The sequence below is a fragment of the Psychrobacter sp. ANT_H59 genome (genome assembly GCF_008369225.1).
GTDB lineage: Bacteria > Pseudomonadota > Gammaproteobacteria > Pseudomonadales > Moraxellaceae > Psychrobacter > Psychrobacter cryohalolentis.
Window position 1 is genome coordinate 323,068 of sequence record NZ_VOBE01000004.1, and the last position, 25,436, is coordinate 348,503.

At 42.0% G+C, this 25,436-nt stretch carries 17 protein-coding genes; 8 read left to right on the top strand and 9 right to left on the bottom strand.

Going from position 1 to position 25,436, the window contains the following annotated elements; all coding sequences use genetic code 11:
• Positions 1–203: 203 nt before the first annotated feature.
• From FQ083_RS08915 to FQ083_RS12945, 4 genes are all read left to right on the top strand, one after another.
• Positions 204–2,813, top strand: a complete 2,610-nt coding sequence (locus FQ083_RS08915; RefSeq protein ID WP_149409592.1) for an esterase/lipase family protein — start codon at positions 204–206, stop codon at positions 2,811–2,813.
• A 502-nt stretch (positions 2,814–3,315) separates the two neighbouring features.
• The gene (locus tag FQ083_RS08920) at positions 3,316–4,809 is read left to right on the top strand and encodes a cytochrome ubiquinol oxidase subunit I (RefSeq protein ID WP_149409593.1); all 1,494 of its coding nucleotides are present in this window, start codon (positions 3,316–3,318) and stop codon (positions 4,807–4,809) included.
• Entirely contained in the window at positions 4,809–5,825 is a 1,017-nt protein-coding gene (gene cydB / locus FQ083_RS08925; RefSeq protein ID WP_149409594.1) for a cytochrome d ubiquinol oxidase subunit II, read from the top strand. Before FQ083_RS08920 ends, cydB begins: the two co-directional genes overlap by 1 nt.
• A 62-nt stretch (positions 5,826–5,887) precedes the next feature.
• Positions 5,888–6,004: a hypothetical protein gene (locus tag FQ083_RS12945; RefSeq protein WP_020443792.1), complete on the top strand. Its 117-nt coding sequence runs from the start codon at positions 5,888–5,890 to the stop codon at positions 6,002–6,004.
• A 117-nt stretch (positions 6,005–6,121) separates the two neighbouring features.
• On the opposite strand, the gene murU is transcribed toward FQ083_RS12945, so the two are convergent.
• Both murU and FQ083_RS08935 read right to left on the bottom strand, forming a co-directional pair.
• Positions 6,122–6,850: an N-acetylmuramate alpha-1-phosphate uridylyltransferase MurU gene (gene murU / locus FQ083_RS08930; protein ID WP_149409595.1), complete on the bottom strand. Its 729-nt coding sequence runs from the start codon at positions 6,848–6,850 to the stop codon at positions 6,122–6,124.
• Positions 6,851–6,934: 84 nt separating this feature from the next.
• Positions 6,935–8,074 (bottom strand): aminoglycoside phosphotransferase family protein, encoded by a 1,140-nt coding sequence (locus tag FQ083_RS08935; RefSeq protein WP_149409596.1) that lies wholly within the window; start codon positions 8,072–8,074, stop codon positions 6,935–6,937.
• A 317-nt stretch (positions 8,075–8,391) separates the two neighbouring features.
• Between FQ083_RS08935 and FQ083_RS08940 the strand changes: the two genes are divergently transcribed.
• Together FQ083_RS08940 and FQ083_RS08945 are read left to right on the top strand one after the other, a co-directional pair.
• The gene (locus FQ083_RS08940; protein WP_149409597.1) at positions 8,392–11,382 is read left to right on the top strand and encodes an LPS-assembly protein LptD; all 2,991 of its coding nucleotides are present in this window, start codon (positions 8,392–8,394) and stop codon (positions 11,380–11,382) included.
• 177 nt (positions 11,383–11,559) lie between these two features.
• Positions 11,560–12,957, top strand: a complete 1,398-nt coding sequence (locus FQ083_RS08945) for a peptidylprolyl isomerase (RefSeq protein WP_149409598.1) — start codon at positions 11,560–11,562, stop codon at positions 12,955–12,957.
• Positions 12,958–13,446: 489 nt separating this feature from the next.
• Here FQ083_RS08945 and FQ083_RS08950 read toward each other — a convergent pair whose 3' ends face one another.
• Positions 13,447–14,568, bottom strand: a complete 1,122-nt coding sequence (locus FQ083_RS08950) for an endonuclease/exonuclease/phosphatase family protein (protein ID WP_020443799.1) — start codon at positions 14,566–14,568, stop codon at positions 13,447–13,449.
• 492 nt (positions 14,569–15,060) lie between these two features.
• On the opposite strand from FQ083_RS08950, the gene asd reads away from it, so the two are divergent.
• Complete coding sequence (asd, locus tag FQ083_RS08955; protein ID WP_149409599.1) at positions 15,061–16,194, top strand: aspartate-semialdehyde dehydrogenase; 1,134 nt, start codon at positions 15,061–15,063, stop codon at positions 16,192–16,194.
• A gap of 57 nt (positions 16,195–16,251) precedes the next feature.
• On the opposite strand, the gene FQ083_RS08960 is transcribed toward asd, so the two are convergent.
• Entirely contained in the window at positions 16,252–16,914 is a 663-nt protein-coding gene (locus tag FQ083_RS08960; RefSeq protein WP_149409600.1) for an SOUL family heme-binding protein, read from the bottom strand.
• 218 nt (positions 16,915–17,132) lie between these two features.
• Here FQ083_RS08960 and tgt point away from each other — a divergent pair, with 218 nt between their 5' ends.
• Complete coding sequence (gene tgt, locus FQ083_RS08965; protein WP_149409601.1) at positions 17,133–18,284, top strand: tRNA guanosine(34) transglycosylase Tgt; 1,152 nt, start codon at positions 17,133–17,135, stop codon at positions 18,282–18,284.
• Between the two features lie 132 nt (positions 18,285–18,416).
• Here the strand turns inward: tgt and FQ083_RS08970 are convergent, their stop codons facing one another.
• The 5 genes from FQ083_RS08970 to bamA form a co-directional block, all read right to left on the bottom strand.
• Positions 18,417–19,769 (bottom strand): sodium-dependent transporter, encoded by a 1,353-nt coding sequence (locus tag FQ083_RS08970; RefSeq protein WP_011514029.1) that lies wholly within the window; start codon positions 19,767–19,769, stop codon positions 18,417–18,419.
• A gap of 307 nt (positions 19,770–20,076) precedes the next feature.
• On the bottom strand, positions 20,077–20,856 hold the full coding sequence (gene lpxA, locus FQ083_RS08975; protein ID WP_149409602.1) for an acyl-ACP--UDP-N-acetylglucosamine O-acyltransferase: 780 nt from the start codon (positions 20,854–20,856) through the stop codon (positions 20,077–20,079).
• A gap of 174 nt (positions 20,857–21,030) precedes the next feature.
• On the bottom strand, positions 21,031–21,540 hold the full coding sequence (gene fabZ, locus FQ083_RS08980; RefSeq protein ID WP_011280792.1) for a 3-hydroxyacyl-ACP dehydratase FabZ: 510 nt from the start codon (positions 21,538–21,540) through the stop codon (positions 21,031–21,033).
• A gap of 112 nt (positions 21,541–21,652) precedes the next feature.
• Positions 21,653–22,669, bottom strand: coding sequence for a UDP-3-O-(3-hydroxymyristoyl)glucosamine N-acyltransferase (gene lpxD, locus FQ083_RS08985; protein ID WP_133104436.1), 1,017 nt, complete (start codon positions 22,667–22,669; stop codon positions 21,653–21,655).
• A gap of 149 nt (positions 22,670–22,818) precedes the next feature.
• The gene (gene bamA / locus FQ083_RS08990; RefSeq protein ID WP_149409603.1) at positions 22,819–25,242 is read right to left on the bottom strand and encodes an outer membrane protein assembly factor BamA; all 2,424 of its coding nucleotides are present in this window, start codon (positions 25,240–25,242) and stop codon (positions 22,819–22,821) included.
• Positions 25,243–25,436 lie beyond the last annotated feature (194 nt).

Here is a 25,436-nt window from a genome sequence, read left to right on the forward strand (position 1 = left end):
CTTTTATTTGAAGCGCTGTCCTTCTTTATTATTCTATCTTTTCAGTAAGGCTATTTTCTCTAGCGTCGTATCCAGTAAGTTTAGCAAAATTTGAATATAAGGCGATAAATACGATAGTCGAAGCACCAAACTTCCGCTACACTCATCCTAATATAATTGCTATTTGATAATACATGCCTGCCCATTATTCACTGGAATTACCTATGATTTTCGCCGACCCTGTCAATAATGCGCCAAAAGCCACTCATAAAAATAAGATGCCTTTAGCTGTATTGGCACTGCTATCAGCTATGGCAATATTACCTGCCTGTAGCACGGTCTCTGTCAATAGACAGGCCTCTGCCAAGACGATTTCGGCGCAGCGAGGTAATATTGTCACTGATAACAAGCTCAGTAGTGATACGGCATCATTATTATTGTCAGCAGGGCTCAATGAGCAAGCCTGTATGCAGCAGTTTGAGCTTTGCTTAACACAGCTTGCTGATAGCATGCTTAATAGGCACTATCGCCCAGCACTGGCCGCCTTTTCAGAGTTACACTATGCAAAAGCGCGCCAACTCGCTACCTCAAAGAGCTGTAGCAATGCTCTTGCCCGTCCGCCACTTGATCCCTATTATGCCAATGCACCTTTAGATGATGCTGAAGCTAAAGCGCAGCAGAGCAAAACCGAGATATGTTTAATCGACTATCAAGAGCGTCTCTTTGATGCCATCAAATCCAGCTATACCTACTTATTCTATGACAGTCTAGAGCATGATTTTGAAGGAGCCGATGAAAAAGTAAGTGGCGGACGGGCAAAAAATCGTATCCCAAGCGATATCGATATCCAAACTCAAGATATCTATAATGCCGCGAGCAATGATGTTATTACTCAGCTTTATCAATCAACAGGCGACATGAACCAATTGATGCGCAATGTAAAAGTAGAGCATCTTGCCACGACCGCTAATACCAGCAGGCGTGATAGTAGTGAGCTTGCCGTCAATGCAGCCATCGCCAATAGTTCACCCGTCAAAGGACAGCCAACCGATCAAGTCAAAGTAATGAAGGTGCAAGTAGACAACTATCATTTAAATGTGTATTTGCCAAATGAAAACAACTATCTTAAAAATGCCAATGAGAAAAATTCTGCGCTAGCAGACTTAGTGTCTACTTATGAGCTGCGCTTGTCGGGGCTAAACTCCATTAGCAAGCGACCGGGTTTAGGTATCAGTTTGGTAGCGTCATTGGACGATCGCTATACCACCACTATTCGTCAATTATTACTCTCTTCGCTCTCAGGTCAAATCGGTCAAGAAGCGGCTAATAGCAGACTTGGCAACAATAGCACAAGCAACGCCGCAAAAATTGCTCAAGAAGAAGATGCCAGCTCACGCATTTATCCTACTGGGCATCTATTGATGACAGGACTGATTAAACCTACGGGCACTAGCGTACTCGACACACTAAGTAGCGAGCAGCTAGATATCCATTTATATAACCCTTACCGCAGCGAGAGCGCCTCTATCTTAGGTGATGACTATCCACTGGCCGCCAACTTCTCTGCCGGTTATGGACTCTGGTTAGCAGAAAATCAGCTCGATGGTGTCGGCTATCTAAACCTTATTACCCGTCAAAAAGAAGCCAGTTTACCCAAACTTTTTATGCTTGAGCCCTATGACCCTAATAAACGCGTGATTATCATGCTGCATGGTCTGGCATCAAGTCCGGCAACGTGGGTCAATTTGACCAACGATATTTTTAATGATGATAAATTACGTAATAACTATCAGGTATGGCAGATTTTCTATCCGACCAATCTGCCTATTTTAGAAAATCGCTATCAAATCCAAAAATTAATCACTGCCACTTATCAGCAAACAGATCCTACAGGGACAAATCTTGCCAGCAAGAACAGCGTCATTATTAGCCATAGCATGGGCGGCATCATTGCTCGCATGATGTTATCTGATGATAATTTGGCGAATAATCTGGATGCATTAGACGATAACAGTTTATTAGCCAACAGCAGCCAGCGTCAGGTTGACGCCATGCTCAAGCAAGCACTTACCAATAAAGAGCTACGCAACCGTTTTGAATTAAAGGCGCTACCGCAAGTTGATACAGCAGTCTTTTTATCTTCGCCATTCCAAGGTACTGACTATGCCGATCGCTGGTTTACCCGTGCGCTACGCCGCATTATTTATCTGCCGGTGGGCTTAGTAAAAACTGTTACGGACAATTTGGCAACCATTGCTATAAAAGGCGACTTGGCGAATAACCCTCTAGGGGCGTTATACCTGCAAAATGGTGCTAGTCAATTGAGCGACAAGTCTTCTTTTATTCAATTAACCAAAGACATTAGCATCAACAAACGTATTACTTATCATTCGATCATTGCCAATAACGATTCTGATATCACAAGAGGTCTGGCAGCAATGCAGCCGGCAGGCGTCAAACTTGATTTGTCGCAAGCAGTCATAGAAGATGACGATAGCGTGATTGAGACTGTCGATACCAGTAGTACAAGCAATGTAGAAAACTCAGATAATTTAAACGTTTCAGCTGCCGTAGTTGATGGAGAGACTGCAAAAGATGTGACTGCTAAGACAGATACCTTGCCACCTGAAGCACTGGTCGCTGCTGTTATCGTCAATGAAGAGATCAGCCAAGTATTAACTGAGCGTTTGTCAGATGGTATCGTCCCCTATACCAGTGCGCATCTTGATGGTGCAGCGTCTGAGACGGTTATCAATGGCGGCCATAGTATCCAAGAAAATCCACAAACCATTCTGACTTTGCGACGTATATTGCATAAACAATTACAGCAATAGCTCAAATTGAATAACAGGTTGGTTATTTTCACAGTAGATTTTTTACAATAGATAGCAAAAAAATATTATTAAAAGATATTGTTTTATATTACTGTTCTGTATCTATTGATAACCTTACTTAAACAATAGCCATGACTTGAAAAGCACTATATTACATTGTTAATCATTTATGACCAATAGGTGCGTGATATGGCTGGATAGCAACTTGCGCGTAAGCAAACTCAGGCGCATAATGCTGAAATAGAAAATATTTTAATAATGCCATAAGAGACATATCTTATAGTTTATAAGGACATAAATTATTTACTTTAACTAAATAGTAGTGCTTAAATTATCATAGATAAGGTGTTGTCTAAATGACAACGATAGCCAGTTTACATTGACTATTGTTCGTAACACTTATTATCCTACTGACATCCGTATCGACGGACAGCTACGAACAATGATTTCAGCGTAACATGGAAGCAAGCGCTATTCAGCTAAAATATAAGGGTAACCGCTTATGTTCGCTACATTTATGATTGACCAGCTTGATGCGCTGATGCTTGCGCGTATTCAGTTCGCTTTTGTTATTTCATGGCACATTGTTTTTCCAGCTTTTTCAATCGGACTTGCCAGCTTCTTGACCGTTTTAGAGTTTCGGTGGTTAAAAACTGGTGAGCCTATCTATGCCGAAGTCTACAAACACTGGGTAAAAATATTTGCCGTGGTATTTGGAATGGGTGTCGTGTCAGGCGTGGTGATGTCCTATCAATTCGGCACCAACTGGGCAGTGTTTTCCGATAAAGCGGGTAACGTGCTGGGCCCCTTGCTTGCTTATGAAGTATTGACCGCCTTTTTTTTAGAAGCATCATTCTTAGGGATTATGCTTTTTGGCTGGGGTCGTGTCAGTAAACGTATGCACCTTGCCTCAACGGCGATTGTCGCTATCGGTACGCTGATATCAGGGTTCTGGATTTTGGCTGCCAACAGCTTTATGCAGACGCCACAAGGCTTTATAGTTGGCGCAGATGGTCTACTGTATCCCACCAATTGGTTAGAAATCATTTTTAACCCCTCTTTTCCCTATCGTTATGCCCATATGATGACCGCGGCTTTCTTGACGACTGCTTTTGTTATTGGCGGTATCGGTGCGTATTATCTACAATCCAAAAAACATGTTGAACATCGCAAACACGGTCGTGTCATGCTCGGTATGGCGATGGTGATGGCGATTTTTGTTGCCCCAGCACAAGTACTTATCGGCGATATGCATGGGCTTAATACATTAGAGCACCAGCCTGTGAAAGTCGCAGCAATGGAAGGGCTCTGGGAAAATGAGCGCGGTGCGCCGCTGGTATTATTTGGTATTCCAGACCAAAAAGCGGAAAAGAATCACTATGAAGTTAAAATACCTTATGTGTCCGGTTTAATTTTAACCCACTCATTTGATAAAGAAGTGAAAGGGCTCAAAAACTGGGCACCAGAAGATCGTCCATTCGTTCCCATTGTCTTTTGGGCTTTCCGTATTATGGTTGCCATTGGTATGCTCATGGTATTGGTGGGACTATTTAGTCTATATAAATACTTCAAAAAACAACAATTTAATTCTGACAGTATCTGGTTCCACCGCTTATGGATGATGATGACCCCGATGGGTTTTATCGCCCTACTTGCTGGGTGGTTCGTCACTGAAACCGGACGTCAGCCGTGGACAGTTTACGGCGTCATTCGAACGGCAGAAAGCATGTCTCCGGTTGCGGCACAACAAGTGGCAACGACGCTGATTGGCTTTATCGTGCTATATGTCTTCGTATTTGGCGCAGGCAGCTTTTATATTTTACGCTTGATTGCAAAGGGTCCACAGCCGTATGAAGACCCTGCTGATGATAACTTCTATGAGCACTCTATCACTGAAGGTCAAGGTCGCACGTTAAGCGGCGATAGCAATGCCAGTGAGAAAGTAGAAGATTTGGATCAGCCTGCCGATGACGTCGAAGATGGAGGATTACGCTAATGTTTAACTTTGGTGACGTATTAGATTTACCCCTCATCTGGGGCGGCTTAATTGCTTTAGCTGTCTTCGTTTATGTGTTACTTGATGGATTTGATTTGGGCTGCGGTATTTTATTCCCGTTTGCGGGTTCCGACAAAAATCGTAGCCGCATGATGAACTCTATCGCCCCTTTTTGGGATGGTAATGAGACATGGTTAGTATTGGGCGGTGGTGGCTTGTTTGCCGCCTTCCCAGTCGCCTATGGCATTATTATGACAGGGCTTTATCTGCCGGTCACCTTTATGCTGTTCGGTTTGATTATGCGCGGCGTAGCATTTGAGTTCCGTTTTAAAGCAACCTCACATCGCTATGTATGGGATACTTTTTTCTTTATCGGCTCTGTGGTTGCTACCTTCTTCCAAGGGATTATGCTTGGCGCGTTGGTACAAGGATTAGAGGCAAGTAATCGTTTATATACCGGCGGCCCTTTTGATTGGCTCACGCCATTCTCTGTGGTCTGCGGTATCGCTCTGATTATCGGTTACGCGCTGCTTGGCTCGACGTGGTTGATTATTAAGACTGAGCATAAGCTGCAAGTTTGGGCGCGTAAAGTTTCTGGTTGGATGCTATCAGCATTGGTAGTCGCAATGATTGTCGTGACTGCCTTTATGTATTTCTCAGACATTGATGCGCTTGAAGGTTGGTTTAGTTTCCCAGGGTTATTGTACCTTGCACCGATGCCGATTATCGTCTTGGCGTTATTTTTCTTTATGCGTAAAGACTTGACCTCAGAGCGTGAATATCGCCCGTTCTTATTGACCGTCGTGCTATTTTTGATGGGTTATATCGGTGTTTGTTTTGCGATTTTCCCTTACATCGTGCCGTATCAAATGACCATTTATGAGGCAGCAGCAGCAGATACTTCATTATCATTTATGCTTATTGGTGCTGGCATTATGCTACCCATTATTTTGAGCTATACCGCGTTTGCCTACTATACGTTTAAAGGTAAAACGGATCACAAGCACATGTATTAATAGCTATTGAGCAGTATTCTATATCCTATAGTTTTCAGGAGAACACTGTTTAGGAGAATATCATGAAAAATCTTAGTAAAAAACAATCTCAGTGGGCATGGTTTATTGGTTTATATATCGCAGGTTTTCTGACGATTTTTACCATTGCCCAGTTGATTAAATTGGCAATGGGCGTATAAACATTTACCCCATTCGCTATTCATAAAAAACCGCAGCGCTAATCAATAATTAGCACTGCGGTTTTTTATAGCCTATTACTACTATGTTTTTTGAATAAGGCTGTAATCCATTTTTAATTAAGCACCGCAATGTTCGCTTACACCTTTATTTTCTATAAAGGTATTTACCTGCTCTAGGCGTTCAGGCGTACCAACATCTATCCAATTATCAGGCATGATCTCAGCCGTTACTTGGAATTTTATCATTGCTTGTCTAAGTAAGGGGCCAAGGGCGGCAGATTGACCTGACACCAAGCCATCAACCAATCGTGGCGACACCACACTGATGCCAGCAAAAGTATATTTATCGGCGTCACCAATGGCCTGCTCGCTTGCCAAACCATTATTAATAGCAAAGTCGCCACCCTCATTATGCTCAGGATTATCAATCAACAATAAATGGGCGCGCTGGTCTGCGCTTAGCTCATACGTGACCAACTGACTAAAATCAAACGTCGTCCATACGTCAGAGTTGACTAAGATAAATGGTTCATTTTTTAACTTTCCAGTTTGTAGCGCTTTAAAAATACCACCTGCTGTCTCTAACGGCTCATCTGCTTCAAGTGACCAGTGCAACTGTACGCCAAACTGCGTGCCATCGCCAAGCGTATCCATCAACTTATCAGCCAGCCAAGAGGCATTAATCGTAATATCAGTAATACCAGCGGCTTGTAGCGCTTTAATATGCCAAATAATAAGTGGCTGCCCACCTACTTCCACTAACGGCTTTGGTGTCTCTAAGGTTAATGGACGCAGACGCGTACCCTTACCGGCTGCCAAAATCATGGCTTGCGTTATTACCGACATAGATAATCCTTATTCTTGGCGAAATTTATACGAGGCGACTGATAATTAATAGCTTTGAATACATTGACATTAAATATATGAGCGTTAAATATATTGCTGCACAAATTTGGTTTGATAAGCAGGCAATACTGTATTCATTATCCATTGATTAAATGGCAAAACGACTGGTTGCAGACGCGCACTGCCTTTGGTACTTAGCCATTCTAATTCAAAAAGAAAATCACGCATGACTTTAGGAATATCCGCTAAATAACGACTTTTACCATCGCGCTCATAAAGCCGGATAAAAATACCAAGCACTTTTAGGTGCCGCTGTACGCCCATGATATTGACCTGACTTTCAAGTTGCTCAGCACTGCCTGCTGTTAATAGCCCTGCTCGTTTTTGCAATTGCCAAAAATCATGAATCCACTGCGTTACTTGCGCTTCCGACCATTCGACATAGGCATCACGCAGCAATGATACCAAGTCATAGCTATGCGCACCAATCACGGCATCTTGAAAGTCAATCACCCCTAATCGCGTGTTATCCGCCTGATCCTGCATCAAATTGCGGCTATGATAATCACGATGGACGATGACTTGCGGTTGTAATAGAATCTCTTCTATCAAGGCTGATTTTAGGTTTTCCCATAATGACGTATCAAGTGTCACGCCGATATGTGGAATAAACCAGTCGCTAAATAAGTCCATTTCACGGGTTAGCATTGCGGCATCATAATCAGGCAATTGATGCTGAGATTTTGCTGTCTCTACCGGTATCTGTTGCAACGCAACTAGTGTCTGCATCGCTGATTGATAGTAGTCATTTACTTGCGCAGGCGTAGCACCAACCAATAAATGAGCGAACTCTACCGCGCCAAAATCTTGCAAGACCAAAAAGCCTTTTGTCACATCTTGCGCGATCAGCGTCGGCACATTGATGGCTTGCGACATGAGCTTTGCCACATTAATAAACTGCTGCATCGCGTCTTGCTCATCAGCCGAATCCATGACAATATAACGCGCTATTTTTGTCGTATCATCTGTATCAATAGTTACTAGCTGAATACGGTGATAACGGCGAGCACTGGCATCACCTGGCAAGCTTTCAAGGGTAAAGGTTTGATTCTCGAACACTTGCTTTAACCAGCACTCTAATGACTCTTGGCGCGTATTAATGGCAAGTATCGCAAGTTCTAATATTCGTTCGTCGGTAATAGTTTTTTCGGTCATAAAAAGCATCGCAGGTTAAATATAAGTCGTAAATGACTAAATGAGTGATAAGTAGGACAAATACTTGCTAAAATAGTGAGCGCTTATTGCACAGTCGCTGTTGTCTTAAAAATAGCATGGCTATCTAATAAACTTTAATAATTTGATAAATAGTGTAGCTGATTTGGTTTTTTTTGACTATGATTAGTCGTCATTATATGTAAAACGTCCCAACTTTTAAGATTATATTATTTATTATTCGTTTATAAAGCCCTGTAGCTGTCTAAAACAGACTTGATAGACGATATATTGCAATCCAATAGGCTCTACAAATCATAGGTGTGCCCTTGTTATATTCTCCGCTTTACCAAAGCATCCGTTTGATTTTATTTGGCGCGCTAGGCTTATCGAGCTTGACCGTTAGCGCCGCTATCAATCAGACTGACTCGATGATGCCTGAGCCATTGGTGACTGATAGCTCAAACCAGTATGCTGATGACGTAGCAACTGATGCTGGTTTTAATAATGAAATCAATCAAGATATCAGCTATCAAAGCGACAGTCAGCAGTCAGCAGCCTATAAAAAAGCCAGTTTGAGTAGTGATGCTACTCTAGGTAATGACGCGGCTGTAAATAACAATAATATCACTGCGATTAACGATCGTACCAAGACGAGCCAAGATAGCCGCGTTGCCCCAGTAAATACAAGCAACGCAGCAAAAGCTGGTAATCGTCGAATTGATACCAATGATGAGAGTATTCAAGAAAGCCTTAAACGTTTAGCAGAATTTTATGAGCTGACGCCAGATACGAATGTTGCAACATCAAACAATGCAGGCACTAGCGTAAATGACGAACAAAATAATATTCAAAACAGTTTGACGCCTGTAACGACTAATATCCCAACCGTAGGTAGCAATCTGCGCTTGCTGCCACATACCGTCGATAGTGCGGCGCGCTGTGAAGGACAATGGGTTTATCCTAAGAAAAACCCTAACTATCAACGGGCTATTAATGAAGCAGGCGCCAGTAATGGTCAACCAGCACCCAATTTAAATGGTCTGCCCAACAATCAAGCGCCATTATTTGCAGAGTCAGATTATGGCTACTATGATAATGTCGATTATGCCGAGCTATCAGGTAATGTCATCATTGACCAAGGGACTCAGCATATTGAGGCTGAAAAAATCGTATTGGACTTAAGCAATGGGGTGGCAGCGGCGCAAGGCAAAGTGATGTTTACTGACCAAGCTACTGGCAATGTCTCTGTAAATGGGGCACAAGACCGCACTCAGCAAAATGGTAAAACTAGCCTTACTGATAAAGCAACACAAGGTGGTCTCATTGGTGTCGCTGACAATTTGAATTATAATACTGAAACAGGGCAATCTACTGCTACAAATGTTGCCTTTGCCAGTGTTGAGCTACAAGCACATGGTTATGCCAAGCGCTTAAACCGACCGAATGAGAGCCAATATGAATTGGATGAGGTCATGTATAGCACCTGCCCTCCGACCAATCGTAAGTGGCAATTTGATGCCAAAAGCATAGATTTAGACACCGAGACAGGACGCGGTGAAGCTTACAATACCACCTTCCGTATTGCTGATGTGCCCGTATTTTATCTGCCCTATTTTAACTTTCCGATAGACAGTCGACGCGGTAGTGGGTTTTTATTGCCTAATGCAAGTATCAGTAGCGAAAACGGACTTGAAATTGATGTGCCTTACTATTTCAACCTAGCCCCCAACTATGATGCCACGCTAAGCACGCATATTTATACCACTCGTAATCCTATGCTATCTGGAGAGTTTCGTTATTTAACAGAAAATTATGGCGATGGTATCTTTAATGGTTCGTACTTGCCTAATGATAAAGAATACGATGGCGAAGACCGCCGCAGTTTGTTCTATGATCATTATTGGTCATCTACCAGCATCCCACGCCTAAGCGGTGAGGCCAAATACAGCTACGTATCTGATGCCGACTACCTTAATGATTTTGATACGCTAGGTTTATCAGATAACACCTTAAACTTGCCGCGCCGAGCGCAACTGAATTATTATAATGACTATGTCGACGGCGAGCTAAAAGTAGAAACCTTCCAAACACTTGATGCGTTGAATAACAATGGGCAGATGTTGCAAGATAAAGACAAGCCTTACTCGCGCCTACCGCAGCTCAAACTTGATTACCGTCTACCTTGGGCAAAGCATTTTGATATCACTGGCGTCAGTGACTCCGCTTATTTTAAAAAATCTATCGATGATGGTTCTGAGAATGAAAAAAGTGGCACACGTTTTTATAATAAACTCAGTGCATCTTATCCTATGGAGAACTCATGGGGTTATATCAAGCCAAAGCTAAGCTTACAACATCTGTTTACCACTTATGATGAAGATAGCTTAGTTGACAATTCACTGGATAAAGATGATGGCAGCCAGTCAGTGTTTGTCCCGCAAGCCAGTATTGATGCAGGTTTACATTTTTATCAAGCCGGCTCACCGTTTGGCGCATTTGATGACACGTTAGGTGGTTATCGTTTACTTAGCCCGCGCCTGAAATATACTTACTCGCCTTATAAAGACCAAAACGATATTCCAAACTTTAATACTCGTATTGCTTCTATTAACTATGAGCAGTTATTCTCAGACAGCTGGTTTTTAGGGCATGATCGCTTACAAGATTTACATGCTTTTACTCCAGGTATTAACTATCGTTACATCGATGCAACGGGCGTGACACGTTTTGATGGTAGCATTGGTGAACAATTTTATCTCGATGATGGACGCGTTACGCTTGATAATACAAAACCTGTCTTTACCTCATCCTCTTCAGGGTTAGTTTGGGATACCAGCACACAGCCGTATAATAATGTCTGGGTCGATGTGAGTGGCGCGCTGACCAATAGCTACGATTTAAATTACATTACTACTGAGTTACGTTACCAGCCATCTGATAGAAGCTTATTTAATGTAGGCTTTATCAAACGTCAACGTGATGAAAATACCAACCAGTTACCACTGTCTGCATTGACAGCGTCAGCAGTTTTCCCAATCAATAATAACTGGCGTGTACTGGCTCAAGGTCAATACGACTATAATCGCAACCAAATGCTCGATTCGTTGATTGGGATCGATTATGAAGATTGCTGTTTTGGCTTTGCGGTTTATGGTCGTCGTTACTATAATGACTTGAATATTGCTGAAAAACCCACACAAGCGATTATGGCAGAAGTGAGATTAAGTGGTCTTGGCAGTGGTAGTAGCCGTTTGACACGCTTACTTGCTGATAAAGTATTAGGTTTTGAACCTGTTCAAAATGCATGGAAAGACTAATAACATGATAAGAAACAAGCCTAATTTATAGCCTAGTATGTATGGTATAAACTGGTTTGCATTCTATTATAAACAACCCTAGCCACTACTTTAGTATTAACATTATTTGATGCTAAAGTAGTGGCGAGTGGATTTAACCGATTACCATCCGATGCAATGACATTGATGAGGAGCATCATGAGATTTTTTTCTTTACGCCAGACAAGCCAAGCAGTATTCCTATCGATGGGCTTAATGACTGCTCTTGGTATGAGCGTTAGTGCCCAAGCAGCAACGGTGAACTCTGCAAAAGCGCAAGCGACGACAACTCAAAAAAACAACGTGGCTCGTTTAACGCCTGCCAATAGTACAGATGGCATCATTGCATTGGTGAATGAAAATGCGATTTTAAAAAGTGATCTCATTGCTGCAATTGCTCAGACACAGGCACGTGCAAAAGCGGCGGGTGAACCTATTGCCAATTCAGCACAGTTACAGTCAGAAGTATTAAACGCGCTTATTTTGCGCGAACTACAGCTATCCTTGATCAAACGTGTTGGTTTAAATCCCGATGAAGCGTCTATCAATAAGCGCTTAGAACAAATAGCAAAAGCAGAAGGTTTAAATAGCATCGCCGCTTTACAACAGCGTTTAGACTCAGCGCAATTGGGCAGCTATGCGACTTTGCGCACGCAGTTGATTGAAGATGCCGCTATTCAAGCCTTACAACAGCGTCAAATCACCAATCGTGTGCGTATTAGCGAGCAGGATATTGATGCATTTTTGGCATCACCTGAAGCCAAACGCTTGAACCAAAGTGAGTATCAGACAGTCCATGTCCGTGTTCCATATATGGATGACTATAGTCGCCTATCAGAAGCACAGCGTAATAACGCCTTAAAAGTGGCACAAAAGTTACGTACACGCCTTCTTGTGCCAAATGTCAATGTCGCTGAAGCGATTGCAGCCAGTCAAGGCAGTTACCCTATCCCATTACAAGGTGGTGATATGGGCTTTCATAAAGCCGCTGCCCTCCCAACTGAGCTATCGAGCGAGATTACCAAACTTGAGGTTGGCGCTGTGAGTGCGCCTTTAGTCACCCCTGAAGGTATCGATATTATTAAGCTTGCCAATAAAAAAGCCAATGATACCATGCTTGTTCCTCAGTGGAATACTCGTCATATCTTGGTTAAAGTTGATGAGCTACAAACAGATGCTCTTGCTGAGCAAAAAATTAACGACCTATATAGTCAGCTACGTAATGGTGCTGCCTTTGATAGTCTAGCATCAACGTATTCAGACGATCCTGGTTCAGCAGGGCGCGGCGGCGATTTAGATTGGGTTGGTGAAGATCAAATGATTGCTCCGTTTGAAGCAATGATGAAAAACACAGCTGTCGGTGACTATTCTGCCCCGTTTAAAACGCAATTTGGTTGGCACATACTTAAAGTTGAAGGTAAGCGTCAACAAGATGTCAGCGATGAGTATCGTCGCACTATGGCACGTCAAGCTCTATATCAACGCCTAGCACCACAAGCCAAAGAAGACTGGCTACAAGAGTTACGTGCTGGCGCTTATATCCAAGTGCTTGGTTAATGATCAAGTGAACTAAATAACCAGTCAAAGTATTTTATAAAAAAGGGTATATGCCAGTGCGTATATCCTTTTTCTATGCCTTTTGATTTGTTATTTACTTGAAAATAATAGCAGATACATAAATGCTCAAGCATAAAAAGAACGAGTAAAAATATATAAATTAATAACTTAAGCACAAAGAAAAGCCCCGAACCTAGGGCGATTGGTTCGGGGCTATGGTTTTTCATATTATTATTGTTATCTCTTCCGTGTTGACTCATCCTAAGTCATAAACAGTAATCCATGAGACAGTGGGCTGTCCTGTCCTATTATTGATACTGTCTCAACACTACATCCTTGCGTATCCTTGTGTTGATGGATGTATTCTAAGACAATTGATGTGCAGCGACTAGAGGCTAAAGACCTTATTTAACGTAAGCATTTGCTTACGTCTGAATTACTTCGTTAGCAGGTATTCTTTGCTTATTAGGATTCTTCTGAATCTTACTTCTATTCCGATTCTTCATGCTCTTTAGACACCTTGCAACCTTCTTTTTTGCCTGCTTCGATCTTATTTTCAGCCTCTTGAAAGTCGGCTGCTTGTGCTGTAGGAGCATTTCCTTTTTGATTACTCTCCTCTTCTGGCTCATATTGCAACGTTGTCATCACAGGAAAGTGGTCAGAGCCAATCGAAGGTAAACGTTCAATATCAATCACTGTGAAGCAAGCACTATGGAAAAGATGATCCAATGCCCAACGTAAAAACGGATAGTTAACGTGAAAAGTATTGATAAAATGTCGCCCAATACGGGGATCTAGTAGCCCTGAAATACGTTGAAAACGCCGTGTGGTCTGTGACCAAGCAACGTCATTAAGATCACCTGCCAATATGGCCGTTTGCTTATTGTCTTTAATATGCTTACCAACCATCAATAGCTCAGCATCACGGGTCGTAGATTTATCAGCTTCTGTTGGACTGGGGGGCATAGGATGCAAGCAATAAAGCCAAATGACGCGCCCACCTTGCAACTGTATCTGAGTGTGAATAGAAGGTATATCATCAATGATTAAATATTTAATCTCAGGGTCTATCAGCTCAAGCTTAGAATAAAGATGCATACCATATAAATTATCTAAAGGCACTTTTACTGTATAAGGGTAATCAGACTCAACTTGATTAAGCGCTTTTTCCCATTTTTCATCACTTTCTAAAGTAATTAAGATATCAGGTTGTTTCTGTTGTACCAACTCAACCAATTTATAAGTATCATCATTGGTGGTCAACACATTTGAAACCATGATTTTTAACTGATATTCCTCAACATCCGGCTTATCTTTGGCATTTTTTACTTCTTTCTTCCATAGCAGAGTATAGGGCAATACCATTCTGAGTTGAAAGGCTAACGTAATACTCAAAGCCGCAAACAACAGCCATTGTTCTAGCTGCCACTGAGGTCCAAATATCACCATACCAAGCCAAGCAATGATACCAAGTATCATGATTTGAATACGAGGGAAATCCACACCGCGTACCCACCAATTATCAAGTGGTAGCCATCCCCAAATAGTGATAAATGCGACGAGCCCTGCCAGTCCTTGCGCACCGTAATATAGAAAGGAGAAATCCATCATGTGTATCGACCATTTATCAAATCAACAGTTATACCATTGATTATGTTCGTTATTATTATGGCTTAGCGTCTATAATAGCTAAACGATAAATTCTCTTAATAAAATGCATATAAAAATATTTAAATAAAAAACATAAAAACGAAAAGTGCTTAAGATAAGCATTATATATAAGGGCTTACTTTAGCATTCCAGACAACCTGCGCCTACTATTGAACACTAATTACCTAATAGATACTATAAAACATTACAAAGATCAGGCTTACGTCTGTGCTTACTCTGTTATCAAAGTCGATATTTCACTCATGATGAATATCATTTCTCATTCATTAGCAGAGCTAGAAGAATGACCATAACTCAAAGTTATAACTATCATAGTTAATAGTGCTAGTAAAACCCGCGAAACCCATCAAAAAACCTTGCTTTTTGGAGCTATTCACGGCATTGTTATTGGTTGGCGATGCAACAATTTATTGTAAAAAAGGATTGAGTTTGATGAGTGATTTAACAGTAGGTTTGGTAGGCTGGCGCGGTATGGTCGGGTCAGTATTGTTACAACGTATGATGGAAGAAAAAGATTTTGACGGTATTACGCCAGTATTCTTTTCAACCAGTAATGCAGGCGGTGATGCGCCAAGTTTTGATGGTATTAAGACCAGCCAACTACAAGATGCTCATGATATTGACGCCCTTACCGCTTGTGATGTGATCATTACCTGCCAAGGTGGCGACTATACCTCAAAAGTACATCAACCACTGCGGGATAGTGGTTGGGCTGGTTATTGGATTGATGCGGCAAGTACCTTACGCATGGAAGATGACAGCATCATCATTCTTGATCCGGTTAATCGAGTTGTTATCGATAATGCAATCGCTGAGGGTAAAAAAGACTTTATCGGTGGCAACTGTACTGTGTCACTGATGCTGATGGCAATTGGTGAGCTGTTTAATAAAGGTTGGGTCGAATGGGTCAGCGCCATGACTTATCAAGCCGCTAGCGGTTCTGGTGCTAATAATATGCGTGAGCTTATTGAAGGCATGGGTGTATTACGTGATGCTGTTAAAGATGAGCTTGCCAATCCTGCTAGCGCCATTCTTGAGATTGATAAAAAAATCGCTCAGACTCAACGCTCAGACGATTTTCCTAAACAATACTTTGGCGTGCCATTAGCCGGTAGCTTGATTCCTTATATCGATTCACAATTAGAGAATAAGCAGTCCCGTGAAGAATGGAAAGGTGGTGTTGAAACCAATAAGATCCTTGGCAACTCTGAAGCAGATAAGATTGCTATCGATGGTATGTGTGTTCGCGTTGGGGCGATGCGCTGTCATGCACAAGGCTTAACGATTAAGCTTAAAAAAGACATTCCATTAGAAGAGATTGAAGCGGCACTGAAGAATAGCGGTAATCAGTGGTTAGACGTGGTTGAGGACAATAAAGAAGCCACTATGAACCGCTTAACGCCTGTTGCAGTAACCGGCACCTTAACGGTTGCACTAGGTCGCCTGCGTAAGCTTAATATGGGGCCTGAGTATTTAGGCGCATTCACCGTGGGTGACCAACTGTTATGGGGCGCGGCTGAGCCATTACGCCGTATGCTGAACATCATTCGCGAGCAAAACAGCTAAACCCGATATTCCGAATTTAGATATAAAAAAGACAGCAAACGCTGTCTTTTTTATGCGTTATTTTTGCTGATAAGCAATCATGATTTCATTGCGGCGCATAAATGGCAGTGTCCATGGTGGATTGTAACGTGCCAATTCAGGTTCACCTGACATCCTTAATTTTTGCGCCTGCATCCAAGACTGCAATTCTGCCGTTTTCGCTGCCACCTTTTCACTGCCAGCAAGCCCTGAAAACTTAATAACACCGTAAGTCTTAGCGGGTACTTTCACAATTTCAATATTTGAATTATTTGGTTTTGGTAGCGTTTGCAGCGTGTATTGGCTTGGCATAATAAATTGCACACGCCATTTTCCATCGTTTTGTTGCATACTCACTGGCGCTATCATGGCTATTTTTTGCGACTCATCACTGCTATTTTTATTTTCAGATTGCATCGTCACAGGGGCAGTCATGCTGATTTTGCTACTCTCGCCACTTGGCGCAGTATTGTTACCAAATATATAATCTGCTAACACCTTAAACCCTGCACGACTGGCCATATTTTGATCACCAGAAACCCAAGTTTGCGCTATCAATTGCTCATCATAACGACGCAATTCAAAATTTTCAGTTTGCGACAAGACAGTATATTTCGGCTCTTCGGTAGCCATAGCTGCTCCTGATATTGATAATAAGCTACTTAACAATAAGCTGCTCTTTAAGTAATTTCTTTTGGTCATGACTTATCTCCATTGTCCAAAAGCATATAAGGTATTAATACTTGGGTTTTGGTCTGTTCTCTACTTTAGCAATGACTTGATCACGATGTCTGTAGCTTTTAGTTATAGTCGACTAAAAACACCCCGTGAAATCTAAGCTAAATAAACATCAATAACCAAAAAAAGCCTAACAATGCTATAATTAGCGCCATTTTCATAGCTCATACAGCGGTTACCTTATGCAATTTGTCTTACATAAAACAGCCAGTGGTGTCACTCGCGCACGCCGTGGTACAGTCCACCTCAATCATGGCGATGTACAAACGCCAGCCTTTATGCCAGTAGGTACTTACGGTACCGTTAAAGGCATGCTACCACGCGATATTGAAGCAATTGGCGCAGATATCATCTTGGGCAATACTTTTCATTTATGGTTACGCCCTGGTACCGACATTATTGATAAATTCGGTGGCTTACATAAATTCATGCATTGGGATAAGCCTATTTTGACTGACTCTGGCGGATTTCAGGTATTCAGTCTTGGCGCGATGCGTAAGATCACTGAAGAAGGTGTGACTTTTAAATCACCTATCGATGGTGCTAAAGTCTTTTTATCACCAGAAAAATCGATGCAGATTCAATATAGCTTGAACTCAGATATCGTGATGCAGTTTGATGAGTGTACGCCCTATCCTGCTACTCACGATGAAGCTAAAAAGTCTTTAGAGTTGTCACTACGTTGGGGACAACGCTGCGTTGATGAGCATAAAAAGCTTGGCAGTACCAATGCGTTATTTGGCATTATTCAAGGCAGTATGTACGCTGATTTACGCAAGCAATCACTAGAAGGCTTGATTGAAATTGGCTTTGATGGCTATGCCATTGGCGGTTTGTCTGTTGGCGAGCCAAAAGAAGAGATGATAGACGTCCTAGATTATATCGCAGATGACATGCCTGCCGATAAGCCGCGCTATCTGATGGGTGTCGGTAAGCCTGAAGACCTCGTTGAAGGAGTACGCCGCGGTGTCGATATGTTCGATTGTGTCATGCCAACCCGGAATGCGCGTAATGGTCATTATTTTGTCACAGGCGACGCCGATAATGCGGGCGTGGTACGTATACGCAACAGCCAATACCGCACCGATGAAGGTCCATTAGACCCTGAATGCGATTGCTATACTTGCCAGAATTTTAGTCGTGCTTATTTATCGCATTTGAATAAATGCAAAGAGATGCTTGGCGCGCAGTTAGCGACGATTCATAACTTGCGTTACTATCAACGTTTGATGCAAAATATCAGAGATGCCATCGAACAAGATAAATTTGATGAGTTCGTGAATGAATTTTATAGCAAACGCGGACAGACGGTGCCAGAGCTGAATTTGCGTTAATAGTAATGGTAATTTGACATTAGCTATTCATATATAAAATACAAAAAAGGCTTAAGATTCATCTTAAGCCTTTTTTGTTCACTAAATTTTGATAAGCTAACTATCAACAGGATACATATCAAGAATAAATGATTAGCCTACCAATGCAGCCACAAATACCACGATGACCGCGATTGGCGCTACAAATTTAGTAACGATTTGCCAAATCTGCCAAGTACCGTTTGATAAATTAAGCTCTTGCTGAATGCTACGTTGGTCCATTCTCCAAGCAAAGAAGATAATGCCTGCAAGACCGGTTAGCGGTAATAAGAACTTACTGGTAAGTTTGTCTAGTGCATCAAAGATGCCATTACCCATGATAGTAAAGTCGCTCCATAAGTTAAACGACAATAGCGCAGCGATACCCAATAGCCAAATCACAGTACTAGCAGCAATGGTAGACATCGTACGGTTCATCGATGTACGCTCTTCTAAGAACTCAACACTTGGCTCTAGCAGTGATATCGACGATGTCACAGCAGCAAAGGTAATCAATAAGAAGAACAAGGTACCGATAATCGTACCACCAGCCATGCTACCAAAAGCAATCGGTAGACTGACAAAAATCAAACCAGGACCTGATGCAGGATCAAGACCATTGCTAAAGATGATTGGGAAAATGGCCAAACCAGCTGCTAAGGCAATAACTGTATCTAAAATAACAACCGTACGAGCAGTTTTTAGTAAGTTCACTTCACGACCTAAGTATGAACCATAAGCCACCATGATGCCCATACCAATAGATAGGGTAAAGAAAGCATGACCCAATGCCGCTAGCATTACATCAACGGTCAACTTGCTCAAATCAGGTGCAAACAAGTAATTAACCGCTTCACCAAAACCACCATTTATCACGTTATAACCAACGATGATAAATAAAATCACACCCAGTAATGGCATCATGATTTTAGCAGCGTTTTCAATACCGCGTGTCACACCGATACCAACGATAAGTGCGGTAATGATCATAAATACCGTATGCCAAATCGTTAGCGTACCTGCTGATGCTAGCATTCCATCAAAGGTTGCAGCGACAGAGTCACTGTTTTGACCGGCAAAACTGCCCGTGCCAACTTTAGTGATATAGTTCAGGGCCCAGCCACCGATGACACTATAAAAAGAGAGAATTAAAAAACCGCCTAAGATACCGGTTGCGCCGACAATACCCCAGCTACTTGACTTACCTTCACTAACAGCAACATCTTTAAAGGTATTAATAGGATTCTTTTGACCACGGCGACCAATGAGCCACTCAGCGACCAATACAGGAAAACCAACCAAAGCAATACAGAATAAATAGGCAATAACAAAAGCTGAACCACCGCTCTCACCTACCATATAAGGGAATTTCCAGATATTCCCTAAGCCGACTGCCGAGCCTACTGCTGCCAGTACGAAGCCAAAACTTGAGCTCCACTGCGCATGATCTTGTTTATTACTAGCCATTTTTCCTTCCTCATGCTTCAATTAATATTGCTTATAATCATCCTTGATTATTATAAATAGCTGTCCATAATATTTGACTATTTACTCTATGCATCAATGTGATGCATCCAGCAACATTAAGAAAGAATTGTTTACATTGTTGTAGAGGCTCAGTTTCTGCTAAGCAACTAAAAAAGTCAAGTAATCATAAATATAAAAAGCCATAACTATTAGTTATGGCTTTTTATATTTATGATTACTATTTATAACATTTAGTTTCGATGGTAAAAACTATTTAAAATGAGCTACCAATGTATCAAAACAGAATTTAGCGCACGACTCCGCGGCGACTTTTCTGTAGCGAATCGATTAAAAATTCGATTTTCGACTCTTTTGGCAGCAGATCTTGTTTCAATACTTCAAGTGCTTGCACTGTCGTTAAACCCGATCTGAATACCACACGATAAGCTTGACGCAGCACGTCGATGCTATCTTTAGACCAGCCTTTACGGCGCATACCTTCAATATTAAGACCATGTGCCTTAGCAGGATTACCTGAAACCATGGTAAACGCCGCTACATCTTTTAAGACCAACGTTGCACCACCAACCAAACTATAATCATCAATTGTACAAAACTGATGAATGCCTGAGTTGCCACCGACAATAATATGATTGCCAATGGTAACGTGACCTGCGACGCCGACATTATTAGCCAATACATTATGGTCGCCAATCAAGCAATCATGAGCCACATGAGTGTTAACCATGAGCAAGTTATGGCTGCCAATTTTTGTCAACCCACCATCTTGCTCAGTACCACGGTGCAAGCTACAGGCTTCTCGAATGGTATTATGATCGCCAATCTCAAGCCAAGTACGCTCACCCGCGTATTTGAGGTCTTGCGGGTCTTCGCCAATGCTTGAAAATTGATAAAACTGATTGTATTCACCGATACGAGTCAATCTAGTGACGACCACGTGGCGATGCAATACAGTATGTGCACCAATCGTAACCTCATCACCGACAATACAGTAAGGGCCAATAGTTGCGGTTTTATCAATCGTAGCAGACGGTGAGATGAGTGCTGTGGGATGGATCTGACTCATAATAGAGGCCTTTGTATCATCGAATGCAATTAAATTAGTAAAACAAATACAGACAGCTTAGTGAAATTAACTAGCCTAAAGCTGCCTTTGTTAAAAAATAAGATGATGCTAATAAATAAGCATTAACATCACGGTTTAAATGTTTCATGCATTATTCAAAGTGACTAATGCGGTTTATTGCTCTTGACGGGCAATCATAATCTGCGCACTAACCGCAAGCTCATCTTCAACATGTACAGTACAATCAAACTTATAAATACCCTGCTTTTGCATCACAATTTTAGATCGGATAATCAGCTGATCACCAGGGATAACACGGCGCTTAAAGCGCACTTTATCAACCCCTGCGAACAAGTATAAATAGCCATCTTCTGCCGTCAGTCCTGCACTAATAAAACCCAGCACACCTGATACCTGAGCCATGCACTCAACCATCAATACGCCTGGCATGATAGGCTCATCAGGGAAATGGCCATTAAAAAACTCTTCGTTAATGGTGACGTTTTTTATGCCCGTGATACATTCGCCTGGTGTACAAGCAACTATCTTATCCACCAATAAAAATGGGTAACGATGTGGCAAATAATGCTTTAACGTATGGTAAGTTAATGGCAACGTTAACCCTTGTTCAGCCAAGCTTTTGATGTCTTCTGCCGTTGGGTTATCAATATTGCTAGTGCTCATAGTAGCGCTTCCTTGCTGTATTTAAAGTCTTGCTTGAGAGTAAAGCTTTGCTGAGTTTTAATATTATAAATAATCTAAGTATTAATTTTCTTTAACTATGAACCTTTAAACGCTAATCACGACCAAGCTGGCGAAAACGGACAGCCGCACGGCGCCAGTTAGCAGTTGGCATAGCAGCCGTGCCAGAAGAATACGATCCGGCAGTGGTGATTGACTTAGTGACCATAGTCATACCCGATAAGGTAACATCATCTGTGATATCAATATGTCCGGTAATACCGACCGCCCCGCCAATAATGCAGCGTTTGCCAATTGTAGTACTACCTGCGATACCTGTATGAGCAGCGATAGCCGTACCATCACCGATACGGACGTTGTGTGCTACTTGTACGAGGTTGTCAATAATAACATGATTTCCAATCACCGTATCATCGATGGCACCGCGATCTATACAGGTTTGACTGCCAATGCGTACATGATCACCTATCAGCACACGCCCTAACTGTGCAATACGCTCCCAACCTGTGACACTAGGATTGGCAGTGGGGGCAAAGCCAAAGCCTTCCGAGCCTATCGTCACCCCAGCGTGCAACCTAACATGACTACCAATAATACAGTCATGTCCTATCACCACTTGTGATTTGATAACACCATCTGTACCAATGGTAGTATTATCCTCGATGACTACATGAGCCTCAAGCACGCTGCGATCACCAATCTGCACTTGCTCACCGATGACACAAAAAGCACCGATAGTCACTTTATTGCCAATAACGGCACTGTCGGCGATGACGGCTGTCGGATGAATACCGCTAAAGGAATGTTGGCGAGCGAAAAGTTGACTCACACTAGCATAAGCCAAATAAGGGACAGCAACAATTAAAGCTACCGTATCATTTGGCACTTCTTTATGATGCTCTTCAGTGATGAGTACTGCCCCAGCATCAGTATTAGCTAGACTAGAAAGATAGTGAGGATTGGCCAAAAAGCTCAACTGCTGCCGATTGGCCATCGTTAAATTACCAATACCCTCTAAGGATAGACGGCGCTGCTCAGCGCTAAGCTCAGCCTTGTTAAGAACAGGCTGACGCTGCTCAATCTGGGAGATGAGTTGCTCAATCGTTATCATAATCAGTATTAGTATTAGCAGGAATAAGAGGGTCGTCAAGTTGAGATATCATCTTGACGACCGGCTAAATCTAACGAACGCTTCAATTACCTAAAGGGTGAATAACAAGAATCAAATCCTTTACATAGTAACAGGTAAGTAGCAAGCGCTTAGAAAGTGTTACCAATTTGGAACTGGACTTTTTCAGTCTCATCGCCTTCTTTGTCACCGATAGGTACAGCATAGCTCAAAGAAATTGGACCAATTGGCGTATACCAAGTGACGCCTAAACCGGCACTAAAGCGCAATTTATTGTCCTGTGTTAATAGGGGTACACCAGTATCGTCGCCCGTAGCTGGATCAATAAAGGTGCGATTTTCTTTGTCAGTGGTATCAAATACCTGACCACCTTCAGCAAATAGTACTGGACGTACTTGATCCGCCCAATCGCCTTTAAATGGCATTGGTAAAATCAATTCAGTACCAAAGCTGACTAGCGCATTACCACCAACTTCTTCGTCTTTAAAACGCACATCATCATTTATCGCATCATTGTAGCTTTGTGATTTAGGTCCAAGCGTTGATGCTTCATAACCACGTACTGAACCATAACCACCAGCATAGAAGTTTTCATAAAACGGTAAATTGTTACCATAACCAAGCTTGGTATAACCGCGAGCAACCCAATCTTTATAGATAGGTTGATAAATATTACCACGATAAATCAGTTTCTGATAACTGGCATCACCTAAGCCAATAGTCGCATCGACTGTATGGCTCATGCCTTTATTCGGAAATACGGGACGATCTAAAGTGCTGTAATCCCAACCGAATAGTAAGTTGTAGCTTTGATATTCGTTTTTAAAGCCCGTACGACCAGAGAATTCATCTTGATCATTATTGAATTTCTCGAACGTACCACCGTCATCTATAATTTGCTGAACGCTTGATACACCAAGACGGCTACCGCCACGTACTGTGGTGTTATCAATATTTAAGCCCGCACTCACACGTTTGGTTTCATCAACCGGATAGCTATAGTTCAACGTTGCACCATAAGCGTCGGTAACATAGTTACTAACGTTTCGATCATCGTATTTGGTTTCACGGTAATAAGCGCTGATACCTTGTGATACACCATTTTCTGTGAAGTACGGATCGGTATAACCCAAGCTATAAGAATCACGCGTCTCTGAGCGTGACAAAGAAGCTTTAACACGGTCACCAGTACCCATAAAGTTGTTTTGGGTAAGATCTAACTGGAAGGTAACACCGCCACTTTGTGAATAACCGGCAGCAATGGTTGAGCTACCAGATGGCTGCTCTTCAACCGTATAGTTTACATCGACTTGGTCTGGTTGATTAGGAACCGGCTTCACATCAACGTTAACATTTTTAAAAAATCCTGTGCGCATAAGACGCGTACGTGACAGCTGAATCTTATCACTAGAAGCCAATGACCCTTCCAACTGACGCATTTCACGGCGCAGTACTTCATCTTGGGTTTTTAAGTTACCAGTAAAATTGATACGGCGCACATAAATAGGACGTGCAGGATCAATATAATAATCGATATCGACGACTTTGGTCTCGTCATTGATACGCGGTACTGGTCTGATTTGCGCTAAATAATAACCCTCATTACCATAACGACTCTTAAGAGCGGCAGTGGTGGCATCAAGCTTGGCTTGTGAGTACTTTTCTTTAGCACCAAAAGTGACCAGCTCTTTTAATTCACTGGTTTCAAAAGTTGGCTTACCTAAGAAATTAATTTCGCCAAACTGATATTGCTCGCCTTCGCTAAGACTGACTTCGATAAATACGCTGCTCTTATCTTCACTGATATTGAGCACCGCATTGTCTACCGAAAAGCGTACATAACCATCATTTAGGTACAGGGCTTTTAAATTTTCTAAACTTGCCGCGAGCTTCTCTTTCGCATAACGATCAGATTTAGATAATAGACGCGTCCACGAGGACTCTTTTACTGCAAAGACTTCTTTAATTTCTTTATCACTAAAGTGCTTATTACCAATGATATTGATATCAACTACTTTGGCCGGCTTGCCTTCGATAAAGCGCACATCAAGTTTGACGCGGTTGCCATCAAGCAGCGTCTGATCGACTTCAATATTACTATTGTAATAACCTTGGCTGATATATTGCTGTTGTAGCTCGTTTGCAACGCCTTGTAGAGTTGCTTGCTTAAGCACATTACCCACAGCAAGACCTGCATTATTTAAGCCTTGCTCAAGCCCTTCTTTGGGAATAAGTTTGTTGCCATCAAAATTAACTTCTGCAATCGTCGGACGTTCAACGACATCAAAGCGCAGCTTGCCGCCTTCAATACGGCTTTGAATGTCAGCAAAGTTTTCGGTCGCATATAGTGCTTTGATACTGGCAGCCAGATTTGCATCATTGACCGTATCACCTATTGTAATAGGCAGTACTGGATATAAACTATCAGGTGTTAGGCGTTGTAGACCATTAAAGCCAATATCAGTGACCACAAATTCTGCAGCCTGAACCGGCATACTCATCATTGCTACAACTAACGGCAACCCAGCCGCGCTCATAAATAAAGGCGTACGCATAAACACTATCCGTCAATAAAAAACTTGCTTAAGTTAAGTTGAAAAGCACATCTTATCTGGTCTCTTTTGTGTCATATCGTAACCACTTAGGGAACAGACTCAGAACACTTTATATAAAACGCGTCATAAAATAAACTAAAATATAAAATTAGTACAGCAGCACGGCGATAAAAGAAATTGCTTATCTGCCTAAC